Genomic DNA, 18116 nt, shown 5'->3' with positions numbered 1-18116 from the left:
CTCAGGGTAGTCCAGGGCGTTGCCCGGTGTCTGTCATGGCGCCGACTCGGTGATGGCCGCTGTCGGGGAATGCCCGGTCTGCGACGGTGGGACACTGACAGGCCAGGTGAGCAACACCCGGCGCGTGGTGCCGTCGTCCAGCAGCGGGATGGCCAGCCCCGGCAGGGGGCGGCCGTCCAGGCTCAGGCTGAGGCTGGCGCCTGGAGTCTGCTGCACCTCGATGTGGTAGACCGTCGCGCCAAACCGGTAGTCCAGGCTGTAGCCCGGCCAGTGGGCCGGGATCACCGGTTCGATGTACAGCTGCTCGCCTTCGCGGCGCAGCCCCAGCAACGACTCGACGATCAGTCGGTACATCCAGCCCGCCGAGCCGGTGTACCAGCTCCAGCCGCCGCGTCCGGTGTGGGGCGCCACGCCATAGACGTCGGCGGCCATCACATAGGGCTCGACTCGGTAGGTGGCCACCTGCTCGGCGCTGCGTCGGCTCACCGGGTTGATCATGTGCAGCAGCTCCCAGGCCCGGGCGCTGTCCCCCAGGCGGGCGAAGGCCATGCTGGCCCAGATCGCCGCGTGGGTGTATTGGCCGCCGTTCTCCCGCACCCCGGGCACATAGCCCTTGATGTAGCCCGGGTCCAGGGGGCTGTGGGCGAACGGCGGGTCCAGCAGCAGCACCACGCCGCTGTCGCGGCGCACCAGATGCCGGTCCAGGGACTCCATGGCCTGATGCTGGCGGACGTCACTGGCGGCAGCGGAAAGCACCGACCAGCTCTGGGCGATGGAGTCGATGCGGCATTCCTGGTTGTCGGCGGAGCCCAGGATCTGGCCGTCGTCGAACCAGGCCCGGCGATACCACTGTCCGTCCCAGGCCTGGCTGTCGAGGGCGGCGCGCAAGGCCAGGGCCTGCTCGCGACAGGTCCGGGCGAAGGCCGGGTCGTCGTGCTGTTCGGCGGTGACGGCGAACCGCTGCAGCACCTCGTGGCTGAAGAACCCCAGCCACACGCTTTCCCCCAGGCCCCGCTCGCCGACCCGGTTCATGCCGTCATTCCAATCCCCGGTGCCCATCAGCGGCAAGCCGTGGACGCCGCGCCGGCTGCCGTGCTCGATGGCCCGTTGGCAGTGGCGATAGAGGCTTTCCCGCAGCCCGGAGGCCTGGGGCAGGTCGTAGTAGGACTCTTCCCCGGGATTGAGCTGGCGACCTTCCAGGTAACCCACTTCAACCTCCAGCACACTGCGGTCGCCGGTGATCTGCACGTAGCGGCTGGTGGCCAGGGGCAGCCAGAGGAAGTCATCGGAACAGCCGGTGCGCACCCCGCGATTCTGCGGCGGGTGCCACCAGTGCTGGACGTCGCCCTCGGGGTACTGGTGGGCGGCGCACAGCAGCAGGTGCTCGCGGGCCAGGGCCGGCTCGGTGTGGATCATTGCCATGCTGTCCTGCAACTGGTCGCGAAAACCGATGGCGCCACCGGACTGGTAGAAACCGCTGCGAGCCCAGAAGCGGCAGGCGATGGTCTGGTACATCAGCCAGCCGTTGGCCATGACATCGACGGCCGGGTCCGGGGTATGCACTTGCAGTGTGCCCAGACTCTGCTGCCAGTGCTGGTGCACGGCGGCCAGTTCGCTCTGCGCCATCTGCGTGCCGCGGTACTGCAGGACCCGCCGGGTTGCGGCCTTGGCATCCACCTCGGCCCCCAGGCGGAACAGCACTTCCTGGCTCTGGCCGTCCGCCAGCTCCAGCGCCACCTGCATCGCCGCGCACGGATCGAAACCGGCGCCGGAACGCCCGGACAGACGCCCCCGAGTCAACGCGGCCGGCGCCGCGAGACTGCCGTTGCGGCCAATGAACTCGCTGCGGTCGCCGGTGAAACTGCGTACCGCCGAGTCGGTGTCGAGAAACGCCACATGCCCGGAAAACTCCATGTTGTAGGGGTTGCGGGCGAACAGGGCGCCACTGACCGGATCGCTTTCAGTGACCACATGCATGGCCGAGCGGCCGCGCAATTCCCCCAGCACCCATTCCACGTAGCAGGTCACTGTGAGGCGCCGTGGCCGGCCGCTGCGGTTGCGGATCTTCAACCGCGAGAACTTGATCGGCGCCTGCAGCGCCACATAGATCGTCAGCTCGCTGTGGATGCCGTTCTCCTCATGCTCGAACACGCTGTAGCCGAAGCCATGGCGGGTGCGATAGCTGCCGTTGCCGGGGCAGGGCTGGGGAGTGGGTGACCAGACCTGGCCGCTGTCTTCGTCACGCAGGTACAGGGCTTCGCCGCTGGGGTCGCTGACCGGGTCGTCGTGCCAGGGGCTGAGGCGGTACTCGTGGGCGTTTTCGCGCCAGCTGTAGGCGCCGCCGCTTTCCGAGATCACCGTGCCGAACAGCGGGTTGGCGAGCACGTTGGCCCAGGGCGCCGGGGTCGGTTGCCCGGGATTGAGGGTGATCAGGTATTCGCGGCCGTCGTTGCTGAAGCCGCCGTAGGGCGTTTCCAGGATCAGTTCCGGCAGCGGGGCTGGCGGGGCACTGCTGGCCATTTGTGGCAGGCGCACCAGGGGCGCTTCCAGGCGCGGCAGCGACGGATCGGCGCGGCGCCGGTGGACCTGCTCGGCGAGGCTGCCGCGGCTGTCGCTGATCACCAGGCGCGCCACCGCCAGCATCAACACGCGGTCTTCGCCCGACAGTTGCTGGGCCGGACGCACGAAGATGCCCCCGGGACGGTCGATCAGGCTGGCTTCGCTGCCGGAGGTCACCAGGCCCATGATCAGGTCCTGGAGCTGCTGGCGGTAGCCGACCTGATCCTCGTTCCAGATCACCAGGTCCACCGCCAGGCCTTTCTGCCGCCAGTAGGCGTGGGCCTTGATCAGTTGCTGCACCAGGGTGATGTTGGCCAGGTCACCCACTTGCAAAAGGACGATCGGCAGGTCGCCGGAAATGCCCTGGCCCCAGAGCCCGGACTGGCTGCGGCGGTTGGCCAGCAGCAGGCTGCTGTCGGCCCGCAGGCTGGCGTTGGCGTAGAGCAGCGAGGCGGCCATCTGCTGGAACAGCCGGGCTTCGGCCAGCGAGGCGTTGAGCTGGCGCAACAGCACCTGGCTGTGGGTCCAGGCCAGGTCGAAGACCCGGTCCGCCAGGTGCCGGTCACGGTATTTGTGGATCAGTTGCAGGCAGTGTTCGCGGCTCTCGGCGACCCCGGTCACCAGGTCGATGGTGGCGCTCTGGCCGGGGTCGAGGGTGATCCGGCAGCGGATCGCCACGATCGGGTCGAGCACCGGTCCATCGCTCCCCGAGAGCCGTTCGACCTGCGGGTCCAGGGCCTGGGGCGCGGCCAGATCCCGGCCGCGGCCGATAAAGCGTGCGCGGTCGGTTTCATAGGAGATGGCGTCGATGTCCACGCCGTGGGCCGCCAGCAGGTGGCACAGCCACGGCACTGGCTGCTCCTGGGCCCGTGGCCGGCGGCTGCAGACGATGGCCTGCAGGCTGGGCAGCAGTTCGGTTTCGATGAACAGGTTGCTGAAGGCCGGGTGGGCCGCATCGCTCTGGGCCGGGGCCAGGACCACCTCGGCGTAGCTGGTGAGCTCGATGCTGCGGCGCCCCCGGGCCCGGTTGCACAGGTGCAGGCGGCGCAGTTCGATGGGGTCCTCGGGGGACACGACGATTTCCAGGTGGCTGTCGAAGTCCCGTTCACGCACGCGGAATTCGGCCCGGGCATCGGTGAAGATCGCCTCGAAATGCTCTGGGCGGTGGCGGGTTGGCTGGTAGGCCGCGGACCAGAAGTCGCCGCTGGCCACGTCCCGCAGGTAGCAGAACTGCCCCCAGTGATCGCGGGTCGGGTCTTCGTGCCAGCGGGTCACTGCCAGTTCGTTGCAGCGGCTGTAGCCGCCACCGGCACTGCTGAGCATCAGGTGGTAGTGACCGTTGGACAGCAGTTGCACGGCCGGGCGCTTGCGGTCCGGGTCGGCGAATACCCGCAGTTTGTTTTCATGGGCCCGGGCCGCTTCGTCGGCTTCCGGAGCACCGGCGGCGTGCAGGTACTGGGCGGCGGTTTTCGGCACCCGTTCCTGCAGCAGCAGGGCGATGGCCTGGAACTGCGGATCGGATTCGAAGCGCCGTTGCATGGGTTGATCCAGCAGCAACCAGGCCAGGGCCAGCAGGCTCATGCCCTGGTGGTGAGCCATGAACGACCGCACCACGGCATGGTCCTGGCCCCGGGGCAGGCGCGACTCGGTGTAGTCCACGGCTTCATAGAGGCCGAAGCGTCCACCCAGCCCCAGCTGTGCCAGGCGCTGCAGGTTCTGGCAGGCGGCCTGGGGCGCCACCATCAGCGCCAGGACACTGGCGTAGGGCGCCACCACTCGTTCCGCACCGAGGCCACGCTTGAGCCCCAGGCCCGGCACGCCGAACGCCCGGTACTGGTAGTTGAACTGACTGTCGAGGGTGTTGTAGCCCGACTCGGACACGCCCCAAGGCAGGCCCAGTTGCTGGCCGTGCTCGATCTGCAGGGCCACCGCGGCGCGGCAGGTCTGGTCCAGCAGGGTGCCCTGGTAGCTGGGCATTACCAGCATCGGCATCAGGTATTCGAACATCGAACCGGTCCAGGACAGCAGCACCGGGGTGCCGGCGCTGCTGGTGAGCAGGCGGCCCAGGGCGAACCAGCTTTCCTGGGGCAACTGTCCCTGGGCGATGGCGACAAAGTGGGTCAGGCGCACTTCCGAGGCCAAGAGGTCGTAGTAACCGGCATCCAGGCGGTGTTCATCGGCGTTGTAGCCGATCACCAGCAAGTGACGACGGGTGTCGTAGAGAAAGCCGAAGTCCATCTGCGCCATGCTGGCTACCGCTTCCAGCAATCGACTGAGGCAACTGATGCGCTCTAGGGCCAGCTCGCGCACGGCGGCGATCCGCTCGTGGTGCATCGGCAACCAATACCCGGCGTCCAACTGGGCCAACTGGCGCCAGCTCAGGGTGCCGAAGCGGCGGCCATCGGCCATGGGCGGCAGGCAGCGCCATTGCAGTTCGTCATGCAGGTCACGGCATTGCGCGGCCAGTGCCTGGCGCCAGAAGTCCACATCGTCCGTTGTGCCGGTCTGCGCCTGCTCGACGCTGTCGGCAATCCGTTGCAGCAGCCCGAGCAAGGCATCCGGAGCCACATCGGCATGCAGGCTCAGGTGCTCATGCACGGCGCGGGTTTCCAGGCGCCAGCGCAGCACTGGGGCGGTGTCCTGGCCGGCCGCCGTGAGGGCGTCCTGGAACACATCGAGGCTGTCCAGCAGGCCGTTGGCGATCTGCAGCAGCGCCGGAGGACTGTCCACCAGGGCTTGCAGGCCGGGGCGCAGGGTCAGCAGCATGCCCACCAGGTTGCCGCTGTCCACGGTGGACACATAGCGCGGCGGCAAGGGTTGCAGGCTCTGGGTGTCGTACCAGTTGTAGAAGTGCCCGCGATAGCGTTCCAGCCGGCCCATGCTGGCCAGCATCTGCTCCAGGCGTTGCATCAGCCGGCGGCTGCTCAGGTAGCCGAAGTCGTGGGCCGCCAGATGGGCCAGCAGGGCCAACCCGAGGTTGGTCGGCGAGGTGCGATGGGCGATGCGCTGCTGGGGCTGTTCCTGCAGATTGTCCGGGGCCAGCCAGTTGTCATCGGGGCCGACGTACTGGTCGAAAAAGCCCCAGGTGCGGCGGGCCAGGCTCTGCAGGAAACGCCGTTGGCCGCTGGAAGGCTCGAACGCCACCTGGCTTGCCGGGCGGCTGAGCCACCAGGCCAGGGCCGGGCCGGCCAGCCAGGCCAGGAGCAAGGGCGCGGCCATCAGCAGTTGCGGCCGCGGCCACAGCAGCCCTGTCAGCAGCAGGGCCAGCAACGGGCCGATCCACATCCGCCGGTACAGCTGCAGCAGGTTGTCATCCGGGCCGCGCTCGGCTTCCCGGGACGGTTGCCACTGCAGGCGATGAGCTTTGCTGATGCCCATGCGCCACAACGCGCGGGCCATGGCGTCCAGGCTGTAGGCGACCTCATAGGGCAGCCAGGCCAGGGGCAACAGGGCCCGGGACAGGTGCTGGCCGGCGCTGCCCAGGGCGGCGTTCAGTTGTTGCAGCAACGGCACTTCCGGGGTGTTGTGCACCAGCTCGCGCAAGGCGGCGGACAGGGGTAGCACCAGCAGCACAATCAGCACCGCCAGGGTCCAGGCCAGGGGCTGGGTGGAGCCCAGCCAGCCCCACAGCAGCATGCTCAGCAAGGCCAGGGGTTCGAGGCTGCGACGCAGGTTGTCGAGGATTTTCCAGCGTGCCAGCGGGCTCAGGCGATTGCTTTCCAGGCCGCCGGCGGCCTTGGGCGACCAGGGCAGGAGCCAGGGCAGCAGTTGCCAGTCGCCGCGAATCCAGCGCTGGCGGCGCTTGACGTCGGCGCTGTAGCGCGCTGGGTATTCCTCGAACAGCTGCACATCACTGAGCAGCCCGGAACGGGCGTAGCAGCCCTCGATCAGGTCGTGGCTGAGAATCCGGTTGTCGGCAAAGCGCCCGCCCAGGGTCTGCTCGAAGGTGTCCAGGGCATAGATGCCCTTGCCGACGAAGGAGCCTTCCTGGAACAGGTCCTGATAGACGTCCGACACCGCGCGGGTATAGGGATCGATCCCGGCATCGCTGGCGAACAGTCGGGAATAGGCGCTGCGCGCGGTGCTCGACAGGCTGATGCCGACCCGCGGCTGGAGAATCCCGTAGCCGCTGACGATGCGCCCGCTGAGCGGGTCGGTCTGTGGGCGGTTCAGCGGGTGGTCCATGGCGCCCACGCATTGCTGGGCCACGTCCCGGGGCAGTTGGGTGTCGCTGTCCAGGGTGATGACGTAGGTGATCTCGGGCAGGGCCTGGATATCGCCGACGATCAGCGAGAAGCGTTCCTGGCCCCGGCCGCGCAGCAGGGCGTTGAGGTCTTCGAGCTTGCCGCGTTTGCGCTCGTGGCCCATCCAGCAATGTTCGGCGGCGTTCCACAGCCGTGGCCGGTGCAGCAGGTAGAAGCGATCCACCGCCTCTTCGGGGTACTTCAGGTTCAGCGCCTCAATGCCTTGTCGGGCCAGTGCCAGCAGGGCGGTGTCGCCGTCCTGGGTTTCGCTCGGGGCGTCGAGAAAGTCGCTGAGCAGGGCGAAGTACAGCTGGGCATCGCGGTTGGCCAGAAAGCGCACTTCCAGGCCTTCCACCAGCTCTTCGACATCCGCCGCGTTGCCGAACAGGCAGGGCACCGCCACCAGGGTCCGGGCCCGGGGCGCAATGCCTTCGCTGTAGTCCAGGCGCGGCAGAATGCCCGGGGCCACGGTCAGGGTCACCAGGCCGTTGATCAGGCCGATGGCCAGGCGGCTGGCCAGCAGCAACGCCGGCACCGCCCACAGTGCCAGCCAGTAATGGCCGGGGCTGGCTTCCTGATACAGGGCATCGAGAAACGGCCAGGCGAACAGCGCCGAGAGCAGCATCACCGGCCCCAGGAAAAAGCCCAGGGGCGCCTGGGTCAGCAGGCGCCGGCCGCGTTCGGCCAGGGGCACTCGGGCGCCGATCTGTTGTTCCAGGGTGCGGCGTCCGGCGCCGATCAGGTAATGCCCGACATGGCCGGCCACGGCTTCCGGGGCCTCGGCGCGGTAGTGGGCCCGGGCCAGTTCGATGCACTGGCGGGCCACCTGGTCTTCATTCAGGGGGCAGTGGCGGGTCAGGCGTTCGAGCACATGCCGGTAATGGTCGCGGGTGGCGAAATCCATGCGCCTGTAGACCTTGGCCGGGTCGTCCTGGAGCACCTGTTCGACCCGGCTCATCAGTTCGACGAACTCGCGCCAGTTGCTGGCCGAGAGCAGGCGCAGGCTGGAAATGCTGTTGCTGATGGACACCTGATCGGCGGCTTGCTGTTGGGCGTCGAGCTGCACCAGGCGTTCGATGTTCAGCCCGGTTTCCCCCAGCAGTTGCTCGATCCAGGCCAGGGGCAGCACCAGGGCGGCGTTCTGGCCCTGCAGGCGCCGCGCCAGTTCAGCGACGAAGGCGGCACTCATGGGCGGTGCCGAGCGGGCCATGTCGGCCACCGCCAGCACCACGCTCTTGGCGTCCTGCTCGGCGGTTTCCATCAGGCGGTCGGCCCAGTCGTTGGCCAGATTGCGCTCGCTCCAGTTGGCCATGACCCGGAAGGCCACGCGCCGCAGGTTCTCGATCAAGGCCAGGCGCAGCATGATGGGAATGGCCCACAGCTCGCCGAGCTTGAGCGGGGTGACGCTTTGGTAGCTGTCGACGAAACGCCCCAGGCTTTCGCTGTCGACCCGGCCGTCGCCGTGGGAAATGGTTTCCAGGGCGATGTCGTAGACCCGTGGCAGGCCCGCCGACTGGCCGTTGGCCAGGCGCGGCAATTGCCGACTGTAGCCCCGGGGCAGGTGAGTGCGGGTGATGCGGATCTGTTCTTCCAGCAGGTAGTAGTTGTCCAGCAGCCATTCGGCGGCGGGGGTGGCCCGGGGCGAGCTGCCGGTGGCGGCCGTCAGGCTTTTGCAGCAACTGGCCAGGGCGCTGGCGTTGTCCGACAGGCGTGCCAGCAGCCAGTCGGGGTTGCGGCTTTGGCTCAGGCGGTGCTGGTGCGCCAGCAGGGTGCCGTGGCTGGCCATCTGTTCACTGCTGAACAATTCCGAGCGCAGCGGCGCTTCGTATTCGACGCTGTTGCGCGAGGCCTTCCATTGGCCGTATCTGGCGGCGGGCAGACGGCAGAACCTCAGGAATGTGTGGGTCCAATGACTGTCCATGTTTTCCTTGGCATAACAGAGCCGTCCCTCGGCACGGGGTGCGAGGGAGGGCCGGGAGCGGGGCGTGCGGTCAAATCGATGCACCGTCGCGACGAACGTTTCAGGCAAAAAGCTGCAACCTTGACGGTGGCGGGCGTGGGGGAGGGTGTCTGTGCGTTGGGGCACATAGGCGGGCGATAGGCATTTCTGTTGGGTGGGGGGCTTGTTGTGGTGAGGGGTGGGGGCCTGTTTGGGGGCGTGGTGGTCGTGGAGCATGAGGGGGCGGTCTTGTTGGTGGGCATGTCCGTTGCTGCGGTAACGACCACTTATGGTTTCGCTCTTACAGCGACTCACTTTTGAAAAGCGCAAAAGTAAGCAAAACGCTCTGCCCCTCCACTCGGTGCCTCGCCTAGGCTCGGCATGCCCTCACTCCGGCATTGATCCGTGGGCCGCCGCCACCGGCCATCCATGGCCGGGTGGCGGCTAACCCGGCATCCCTGCCGGGTTACCCACGGCTCAATGCCTGCGTTCGGCCATCGTGGTTAACGGGGCGTTCAGATCAAGATCAAGATCAAGAGCCAGACGGCGGCCTTGCGGCCGGCCTGGAGCGGGAATGGGGGGAGCACCTTCCCTTGTAGGAGCTGCCGAAGGCTGCGAACGGGCGAGCATCGCCCGGCCAGTTGGCGCGGTGCATCAGGTACATCGCAGATACGAAAACAATGCGGCGGGACGGTGAGCGGGCTGGTTGCTGACAAGCTAACCCGCCGGGGGAAAACGCTATCGCCACAAATCTTTGGCTGTTTCAGAGAGTGCTGAAAGGTGCTTGGAACTACGCCCATTCGCTTTCTTTTGTAAGGCAAATCCGAGAAACTGCCGGCCGCTTGAATGCGCCTGATGGGCGGGCTAGGGTGCTGGAGCCATCGCCAAATCGATGGCTCGGATGTGCAAGTCCGAACTCTGCAAAGGCGCACAAACGATCAGCACTGATTGGTCGTTTTCATGTCCGCTGCGTTATGGCGGCCGTGCGTGGGAGATCTTCGGATCTGCCGGGTGTCCTTGCAGACTCGGTCTTGCACACCTGCGTACGGCTGCCACCTTATTCGTGTGCAAGCGAACGGTGTTGGCTCCTTTTATCTGCAAGGAGTTAGACCATGAAAAAGCTCGTCCCCGATCCACCCACTTCCTATCGCGATCCCGAACTCAAGGCCGCCAACGCCACCTTGCGCGTGGCTCTGGCTCGACAACCGCAGGACCCCGTGTTGTTCCAGCGCAACACCCAAGCCAAACCTGTTTCTGCCGACTCGCTGTTCAGCGTGCGCCCAGGCGTCAGTGCTGAAGAGGCGTTGGCGCATGTGTCGTTGTTACTCAAATGCGCCGAAGAGGTCTGCGATGAAATCACCCAGCAGGGCAGCGGCATCGAGCGCGGGCTGATCTGGTCCATGGTGCATTCCGTGGAGATGGCCCGCCCGGGCGGTGGTGGAGGCGTTGCTGGACGCTAGCCCGCGAGGTGTCTGCTCATGCTCGGACGAGCCGCGCTCGTAAAGCCCGAGTCCCCCGGTCTTCTTGAACTTAGAGTGTGGTGGCCGTCGGCGAAGTGGCGACAAGGATGGGGAGACATACCCGTTGCTGCGGTAACGCCGGCTTAAGATTTCGCCGCTAAGGCCAGCCCTTTCAGGGGCTTTGCTCAAGGCTGCTTCTGCAGTATTGCAGCCTTGAGCATCCGGTCATTGCCATCGCTGTAAGGCGTCGATACCGGACGCAGGCGAATTGAATCGATGATGGCATCCCACAGCGCAAGTGCTGCTTTATCAGACTTGAAAGCCGGATCTGGTAGGGTGCCATCGTCATCGACGTCAGCTTCCTCCACGCTCAGTTCCGCCTTGAGATGGGGCTCGTAGACCGACTCGTCCTTACCCTGGGCTTCCCAGAGGAAGGTGTAGGTGCGTTGCCCCTTTGCGCTGCCTGCCAGCAGGTACTCATCGGCGGGAATGGCGCCGCCACGCTCTCTTTTGCGCAGGGTCTCGATGCCCGCAACCATCTTCAGCGCGCCCATCAGAAAGCCACTCACTCGATCCAGTAACCGATCTTCTTCGGCTCCGGTGCTGGATCTGAATGACAAAAAGGTTCTAGGGTGTTCCGGGAAGGTCACGCCTATATCGAAGTCTTCACTTTGAAAACTGTCACCCGCGATATAGGCCCGGTCGATACAGAATCCTGGTTCGATGGGGATTTCGTTGGGGGCACGAGAGCGTAGGTTGCGGGCTAAATCATTAACTATTTCTAATCCTCTTTTCTCTCTGTCATAAGTAACTTCTCCCGAATAGTAATAGACAGAGCCTTTTTGTGGTGTCACCAAATATGAATCAACTCTGTATGACAAGGTGCTAGCCGTTGAATCCCATGACCATAGGCTAACTGAACCATTTTGATGTTCAGTCCGCCTTAGAAACATGCCCTCTTGTGTTTTGCTATGGCGTTCACTTTTCAGCTTCTGCTCACGCTTGTCGATTCTGGCTGCTAAGGCCTCAGGGCTATCGTCGAGCGCTTCGATGTTGTCGCCCCACAGATAATATCCAGCATTGATCTTTGCCTGTGGCGGCAGATCGATCAGAAAGCGTCCGTAGCAATGAGTAATCCATCCACTCTTGTCCATGGCCGGGCTCCGAGAGGAAAAAGTCGATGTGCAACTGATAACGTTAGTCATGGCGATAAGACCAAGGGTCGTTAGTAGGCAATGAGTGCGCTTCATAAACCCTCCTTGGCACCCAGCTGGCAGTCAGCCAATTGAGTGATCTTGATCACGTCAGATAATGCGGCCCATTGGCGAGTGTGCTGTGGTCGCGCGCTCTTCCTTAGGAAAATCACAAATCATCCATCCAGTTATCTTTAGGCTTCAGCTCAGCGAGGAACTCTTCCAGGGCGTAGTCATCATCTACCGATGGATTGTTGGCCATCCGTTGCGGACCATTAGGCGGGGAGGGGAGGCCGGCATTGTTGTCGCGTCCAGGAGCCGATACCGGGCGCAGGCGAATCGAATCGATGATGGCATCCCACAGTTCCAGTGCGGCTTTATCGGACTTGAAAGCGGGAGCCGCTGGCTTGCCATCGTCATCGTCATCAGCTTCCTCCACGCTCAGTTCTACCTTGAGATGGGGCTCGTTGATCGACTCGTCCTTGCCCTGAGCTTCCCAGAGGAAGGTGTAGGTGCGCTGGCCCTTTGCGCTGCCTGCCAGCAGGTACTCATCGGCGGGAATGGCACCGCCACGCTCTCTTTTTCGCAGGGTCTCGATGCCTGCAACCATCTTTGCCGCACCCATCAGAAAGCCACTTACTCGATCCAGTAACCGATCTTCTTCGGCTCCGGTGCTGGATCTGAATGATAAAAAGGTTCTAGGGTGTTCCGGGAAGGTCACGCCTATATCGAAGTCTTCACTTTGAAAGCTGTCACCCGCGATATAGGCCCGGTCGATACAGAATCCCGGTTCGGTGGGGATTTCGTTGGGGGCACGAGAGCGTAGGTTACGAGCCAGAGAGGTAGCGATCTCAATGCCACGGTGCTCTCTATCAACTGATATTTCTCCTTTTCGGTAGTATGTCCGCCCTTCTGGTTTAGACACCAGGTAAGTGTCTAACCGATACATTTCCGTGCTGGCATCTGAGCTCCAAGAGAGTAGTCCTGTAGCTCCTTCACCAAGATCTACTCGGCGAAGAAACATGCTGCTCTGTATCGTTTTATGTCTTTGATTCTTCAGCTCTATCTCGCGTTGATCGATCTTGGCCGCTAAGGAGGTAGGAGTGTCTTCAAGCCCCTCAATTTCTATTCCCCATAAGTCATATCCAGCGTTGATCTTTGCTTGTGGCGGAAAATCGATCAGGAAGCGTCCGTAACAGTGGGTGATCCATCCACTTTTATCCATGGTGGGGCTCCGAGAAGATGAGAACGAAGTACAGCTGGCCACACTGGTTAAAGCGACCAGGCCAAGAACGGTAAACAAGCGACGAGTGAGTGTCATAAGCCCTCCTTGTCATCAGGGTGCCAGTCAGCCAACTGAGCGATCTTGATTACGCCATAAAGCGCGGCCCATTGGGCTCGTTTGTCGTTGTAGCTTTCTTGGTGTTCGTAGCCCTTTTCGGTGTTGTACTGTCCCGCGCCTTTGCTGCCCTGGCGGAAGCTGGCCTTGATACCCGCCTTCTTGTGGGCCTGCCCGGAGTCGGTTGGCACCGTGCCGTCGCCACCACTGCCAGACTGGTCCTCTTCTTTGTCTGTCCAGTTTTCGAGCGTTGGCACAATGGTTGGCAAGCCACGGCGAAACCAACTGCTGTAGCTGCCAGTCTCGTCATCCTTGAGCGCGGAGCCTGGTGTTTCCAGAGGAGTGGGATTGCCTTGCCAAATCATGTTTCGCCAGCTGTGACGAGCATCATCTGCCGCATAGTGGGCATAGGTTTCAGGGTGGTAGCTTGCTGCAGTTAGTTCACGATGGAACACAGCAACCGCATCAATCCGCTTGCTGAATTCATGTCGAGGGCTTTTTTCAGTATTGGTATTAGTCTTTTCCGACATATCCAAATACTTAGTGTTCTGCTCCGGCACCAACCCATACCAGGCGGTGCTCTTATAGATTTCCTCGTAGGGGTCCTGGTTCTGCGGATAGGCGCGGGGTTTACCGTCCATATCCTTGATGACCTGCCCCTGGGCATCGCACAGGAACAACCAGGGGCGACCTTCCCGATACTCGTTGCTAGGCGTCAGTTCCAGCGCCCCTGGGGCATTGGCCACCACCGCGGTCACTTCGCCTGCGTTGTAGCCAAGGATGATGCTGGCAATACCTTCATAGCCGCAGCGCATGTGGTGGTAGATGGCCGATGAACCGATTGACGGTTGCACGCCATGGACCACGCCAAGCACTCGTTTGTAACCGTGCAATTGGGTCAGGGAGCGTGCAACCAGCCCGCCCATTGAGTGGGTGACCAGGATGACCTTCATCTGATCCGCCTGCTCAGGGCTGACGCTTGCGTGTTCGCGGTAGTGGGCGAGGACGGTGTTCTCGATGTAGTCACGCACATCCAGGGCGGACTGCCGGTTGGATTGCAGCCAGTTGTAACCGGCGCACCAGACGTCGAATTGATACTTGCCCGCCTGTTTCAGTTCATCTTCGCTGAGGGGCGTCGCCTGCCCCAGTTCTTCGCCATAGGCTGCGGGTTCATGCAGGCTTTCAGTGTTCCACCATTGCTGGATCTGTTGTCGGCTGACGATGCTGTCCAAGCGGCCCTCCATCAGGGCCATGAACGGGTTGTAGGCGCTGCGCATCACCGTCCCCCAGCCACGAATGCGCGCCGCCTCTTTGCTCAGGCCGGATGAGCACGTATCAATCGAGCCTCGATCATCCACCTCGACTTTTTCCGGCTTTAGCAGCTTCTGTCGATCCTTGGGGCCGCGGCCCCACCAGACAGCCAAGGCTGCGAGAGCGGGGAGGGCATCAGTGGGCCAAAAGCTGGCATTCGGCGGACTCCAGATCTTGTTCTGGTTCTTCTTGTTGCGCAGGTTGCTGCCCATGATGCCTGGAATGAAGATCACCGGAATCGGCGCGGCCTGCCTCGCCAGCAGGACCTTTTCACGCTGGTCCTCGGTACGGGTCAGTTGGGTCTTGTAGACCGGTCGCCCCAGATTGTCGCGCGAGCGAGGAATGATGACGTCCTCAGTGTTATCGGCTGCTTGGCTGCTCATGCAGTGGACTCCCTGTCGTCGTTGGAGCTATTTCCCTTGGCCAGAATGCGCATCTGGACTTGATCCATGGCCAGGTCCTGCTGCCTGGGCAGACGGCCTTGTCCATCGGTCGTGAGGGTGGTGACCCCACCGTCGCCGCGCCGCAGTTCTACGGTGGTGTTTGCCAGAGGCTCAAGGGTGATTTCATCACGCAGCACATAGGCGTCATTGAACGGGGTCGACTCCCATGAGTTGAACGTGGTCGAGGCATGTGCGGGACCGATAGAAGAGTGCTTGGCTGCCTTGACCGTAAAATTCCCCGGCATGCCCAACTCGATATTGCCGCCCTTGAGCGTCAGGTAAGCCCCGCCGCACATCAGGGTGATGTGCTCCTTGGCAGACACCAGTACGTGCTGCTGGCCCGCGCTGACTTCCACGCTCTGATCCGCTTCCAGGCGAATGCTGTTCTGTTGCGCCTGCAGCAACATCGGCCCCTGGTGGGTGATGTGGCGCATCTCGCCGCTCTGGGCGAACAGGCCCAGGTCGCTACCGGCGTTGACCACAAATTTCTGCCCCGAGGTGAGCTGCTGATTCTGCTGGGCGACGCTGTCGATATGCTCGCCCGCCGCCAGGGTGACGCTCTGGGGAGACACCGCGGCGATGCCCGCCTGGCCACTCAGGGCGATGGCCGGGTTGCCGCCGTTACTCTGCTGCGACTCGTCGTTGGCGCCATGCCCCAGGTCGCGCACCGCCTCACTGAGGGTTTGCTGCGGTTGGGTGTCGTGCCCGACGCCTTGGTGGTCTTCGGCGTAGTCGCCCAGCCCCTTGGCCAGTTGCAGCGCGGCTTCCAGCACCTGGATGGCCGCGCCACGCTGCAGCTGCCCGGCATTGGCCTGCAGTTGCGCTTCAGTGCTGAGCAGCAGTCCCCTGGCCGCGCGCAAGGCGCCGCGCTCGTCGGTGCGCAGTTCAAAGCCTTCGCCACGGGGTGCGCCCCCTTCGGGCCGGGGATGGGTCAGGTACCCCAGGTGCAAGGCGCTGCTGCCGTGGTCGCTCATCAAGGCTGCGCTGATCTGCTGGGTGGTGTCATCGATGCGCAGTTCGTTGGCCCGGCTGCCCTTGTGTTCCTTGCTCTTGAGGGTGTTGAGCGTCTTGTGATCCGGCAGGCGGTAGGGCGGCATATGGCTGGCCCGATAGGTGCGTCCGGTGATGATTGGCTGGTCACAGTCGCCATCCAGGTAGTCGACTATGACTTCCTGGCCAATGCGTGGGATTGCCATATGGCCCCACTGCGCCCCCGCCCAGTTCTGTGAGACCCGCACCCAGCAGGAACTGAAGCCGTTGTGCTTGCCCTCGCGGTCCCAGGGGAACTGAATTTTCACCCGGCCATATTCATCGGTGTGGATTTCCTCGCCTTCCGGGCCCACCACCGTGGCTATCTGCGGGCCGTCAATGACCGGTTTGGGCAGTGGCCTCGGCCGCCATTCGCAGTCCTCGGCAATGATCTGGGCGCGGAAGTCGTAACTCACGCCCATCTCGGCGCCAGCGGCCTCTTCTTGCTGGCTGGCGTGCTGTATCCCTTTGTGGGTGATGCGCACCGAGCGCCACCAGCGGTTGAAGTCGCCCCGCGGGTGCCCGGTCAGTTGGAAGGAAAACCCCGGAATCAGCCGTGGATCATCCCCTTCCACCGTCGCCACCCGGGCATCGCGACGATGGCCCAACAGGCGGTTTTGGGTAAAGGGTTGGCCGACGGCGCTGCTCTTGTAGCGGCCTGGGTAATCGTAGCGCTCATAGTGCTGGGCCTGATGTTCAAGGTCATCGCCGAGCATGCGCTGCTGCTGGTCGAAGGCCGGGCGCTTGAAGCTGTAGTCGCGCTGCGTCTGCTCGGCGGTACGCACGTTTTCCGTGTAGCTGAAGGCGTACAGCACCGGTTGCGGGGCATCCCCGGCCGGTTGGGTGGAGTACAGCACCGGCCCGCCCTGGATGCGCTCCTGGACGTACAACTTGTCACCCTGGACCAGGGTGTGGGCGTTGGCATCGTGTTTGAAGAAATAGAACAGGCCTTCCTCGGTGGACAGGCGGTCGAACAGATAGAGGTCGGTGTCACCGGCCTGGACGCAGTATTCACGCGGCGCATGCGGGGTGTGGATGTAGGGCTGGTAATCAAGAACGCCGTGCTCGTCGAGCACCGACTTGAGGATCTCGGGCACCGTTTTCTGCTGATAAATACGCCAGTCGGAACTCAGGGCCAGCCGAGCCAGTTGCGGCTCCACCAGCAGGCGGTAACGGGTGCGACGAAACCCGGTTTTACCCTGGGTGAAGCTGCTGACCAAACCATGAACATGCCGCACCTGCAGGCCGCCTTGCCAGATCGTCAGCAAGGCCGGCTGGTCGAGGATCTGGCCAAAATCGATGGCACCGTTGTCGCTGGCCAGTTCGAGCGTCAGGCGAAAAGGCTCGGACAAGGCTTCTTCCAGGGTGAACTCGACAACCTCGAACGCCACCTGTGCGGTCAGCACGGAAAACGTGAACTGCAAATCCCTTTGACGCATGACACACACCTCCACTTCGTGAAGTGCTCATCCCCCCTGACAGCACGAGCGATCAGGGAGTGTGCAGTCGGTGCTCGGTTTTCCCGAGCCTCATCCCATCCAACGGATGACCGGTGTGCCTCCTCAGGCGTGCCTGGGAGCGCGAACCCCATCGATCAGCCCGGCTGACCGATGGGTTGGAACCTGCCGCTGGATTTAACCGGCGACCGGGGTACGCCAGTCATCGGAGCCGGAAGTGCCCGACACTTCGTGGGTCCAGGTGATCTTGCGGTAGGTGAACTCGACGTCCTCCAGGTGGGTGAAATGCGCGTTCGACGGGTCCTGGCAGTTGTGCATGTAGTCCTTGATGTCGACGATGATCGCGTCTTCCAGGGTGGTGGTGAAGTAATGCTCCTGGGTGCCGGCGGCGGAGGTGCGGAACCACTGGATTTCGATCTTGCTCAGACGCTCACCGGAGGTCAGGGCCGCGAGCAGCAGCGGTGAAGCCTTGTCGAAAACCTTGGTGATCTTCACCGGTTTGTGTACCCGCTGGCCGGTGGGCTGACCGGACTGCGGATCGCGGGGGATGATCACTTCATGGCTGAAGCCCTGGACCATGACCTGATCTTCGTGACCTTCCTGGTAGGTGTTGCCAACGGAGTCAGCGGTGAAGGCACCGGCGGTGATCAGACCTTGTTTGGTACCGGTGACGGACATGTACGCTGGGGTTGCCATTGTTGCTCTCCTTGCTTGGATATACGGAAAACCCGGAGGCCTGAATGGCCGGCCGGGCTCCAGGGATATCTCAAGAGTCATGCCAACTTGCCAATACCCTTTGCCAATCAATCACTTGATGGAAATTCAAGGTTCAACAGGCTGTTTCCAGCCTGAATTCCTATAGAAAGTGCGCAAGAAGTTGCGCAGTACTGCGCAACTTCTTGCGCACTCCTCTGTAGAGCCCTGACCGTCATGCTTACAGCGATGTGCCCACAGGCTTACTCACATTTGAGTGCGCAACTTCTTGCGCATCAAGGCTAAAAGCCATCATGGGCATAGGCGGCATTGTTCCGCCCAGGCGCGGGCTCACCTGGCGACTTTAGTTCTGGTCCGATCCTTCGCGCTTCGCGAGTCGGCTATAAAGCTCGCCACAACCTCACCGCAGGCGGGCCCATGAGTTTCGC

6 protein-coding genes and 1 pseudogene are annotated in these 18116 nt (G+C 63.3%); 1 reads left to right on the top strand and 6 read right to left on the bottom strand.

Going from position 1 to position 18116, the window contains the following annotated elements:
- Positions 1-33: 33 nt before the first annotated feature.
- Positions 34-8724 (bottom strand): GH36-type glycosyl hydrolase domain-containing protein, encoded by an 8691-nt coding sequence (locus WIN67_RS20720; protein ID WP_339069975.1) that lies wholly within the window; start codon positions 8722-8724, stop codon positions 34-36.
- Between the two features lie 1130 nt (positions 8725-9854).
- On the opposite strand from WIN67_RS20720, the pseudogene WIN67_RS20715 reads away from it, so the two are divergent.
- A pseudogene (locus tag WIN67_RS20715) lies at positions 9855-10245 on the top strand (hypothetical protein).
- Positions 10246-10387: 142 nt separating this feature from the next.
- On the opposite strand, the gene WIN67_RS20710 reads toward WIN67_RS20715, so the two are convergent.
- The 5 genes from WIN67_RS20710 to WIN67_RS20690 all read right to left on the bottom strand — a co-directional run bounded on the left by WIN67_RS20710 (position 10388) and on the right by WIN67_RS20690 (position 17670).
- A complete protein-coding gene (locus tag WIN67_RS20710) occupies positions 10388-11356 on the bottom strand; it encodes a T6SS immunity protein Tli4 family protein (protein ID WP_339069974.1) in 969 nt (322 codons plus the stop codon).
- A gap of 208 nt (positions 11357-11564) precedes the next feature.
- Positions 11565-12716 carry a T6SS immunity protein Tli4 family protein gene (locus tag WIN67_RS20705; RefSeq protein ID WP_339069973.1) on the bottom strand — a complete coding sequence of 384 codons (1152 nt, stop codon included), beginning with the start codon at positions 12714-12716 and terminating at the stop codon, positions 11565-11567.
- Positions 12713-14428: a hypothetical protein gene (locus WIN67_RS20700; RefSeq protein WP_339069972.1), complete on the bottom strand. Its 1716-nt coding sequence runs from the start codon at positions 14426-14428 to the stop codon at positions 12713-12715. Before WIN67_RS20700 ends, WIN67_RS20705 begins: the two co-directional genes overlap by 4 nt.
- A complete protein-coding gene (locus tag WIN67_RS20695; protein ID WP_339069971.1) occupies positions 14425-16956 on the bottom strand; it encodes a type VI secretion system Vgr family protein in 2532 nt (843 codons plus the stop codon). Before WIN67_RS20695 ends, WIN67_RS20700 begins: the two co-directional genes overlap by 4 nt.
- A 195-nt stretch (positions 16957-17151) precedes the next feature.
- Complete coding sequence (locus WIN67_RS20690; protein WP_025129830.1) at positions 17152-17670, bottom strand: Hcp family type VI secretion system effector; 519 nt, start codon at positions 17668-17670, stop codon at positions 17152-17154.
- Positions 17671-18116 lie beyond the last annotated feature (446 nt).

It is taken from the genome of Pseudomonas idahonensis (assembly GCF_037903935.1).
GTDB lineage: Bacteria > Pseudomonadota > Gammaproteobacteria > Pseudomonadales > Pseudomonadaceae > Aquipseudomonas > Aquipseudomonas danubii.
The sequence above is the reverse complement of the archived record's forward strand: the minus strand, read 5'-3'. Positions and strand labels throughout refer to the sequence as shown.

Bases quoted from the DNA above. Each gene is read 5' to 3' on its own strand.
- WIN67_RS20720 (WP_339069975.1), bottom strand. From the start codon at position 8,724: ATGGACAGTCATTGGACCCACACATTCCTGAGGTTCTGCCGTCTGCCC.
- WIN67_RS20710 (WP_339069974.1), bottom strand. From the start codon at position 11,356: ATGGACAAGAGTGGATGGATTACTCATTGCTACGGACGCTTTCTGATC.
- WIN67_RS20705 (WP_339069973.1), bottom strand. From the start codon at position 12,716: ATGACACTCACTCGTCGCTTGTTTACCGTTCTTGGCCTGGTCGCTTTA.
- WIN67_RS20700 (WP_339069972.1), bottom strand. From the start codon at position 14,428: ATGAGCAGCCAAGCAGCCGATAACACTGAGGACGTCATCATTCCTCGC.
- WIN67_RS20695 (WP_339069971.1), bottom strand. From the start codon at position 16,956: ATGCGTCAAAGGGATTTGCAGTTCACGTTTTCCGTGCTGACCGCACAG.
- WIN67_RS20690 (WP_025129830.1), bottom strand. From the start codon at position 17,670: ATGGCAACCCCAGCGTACATGTCCGTCACCGGTACCAAACAAGGTCTG.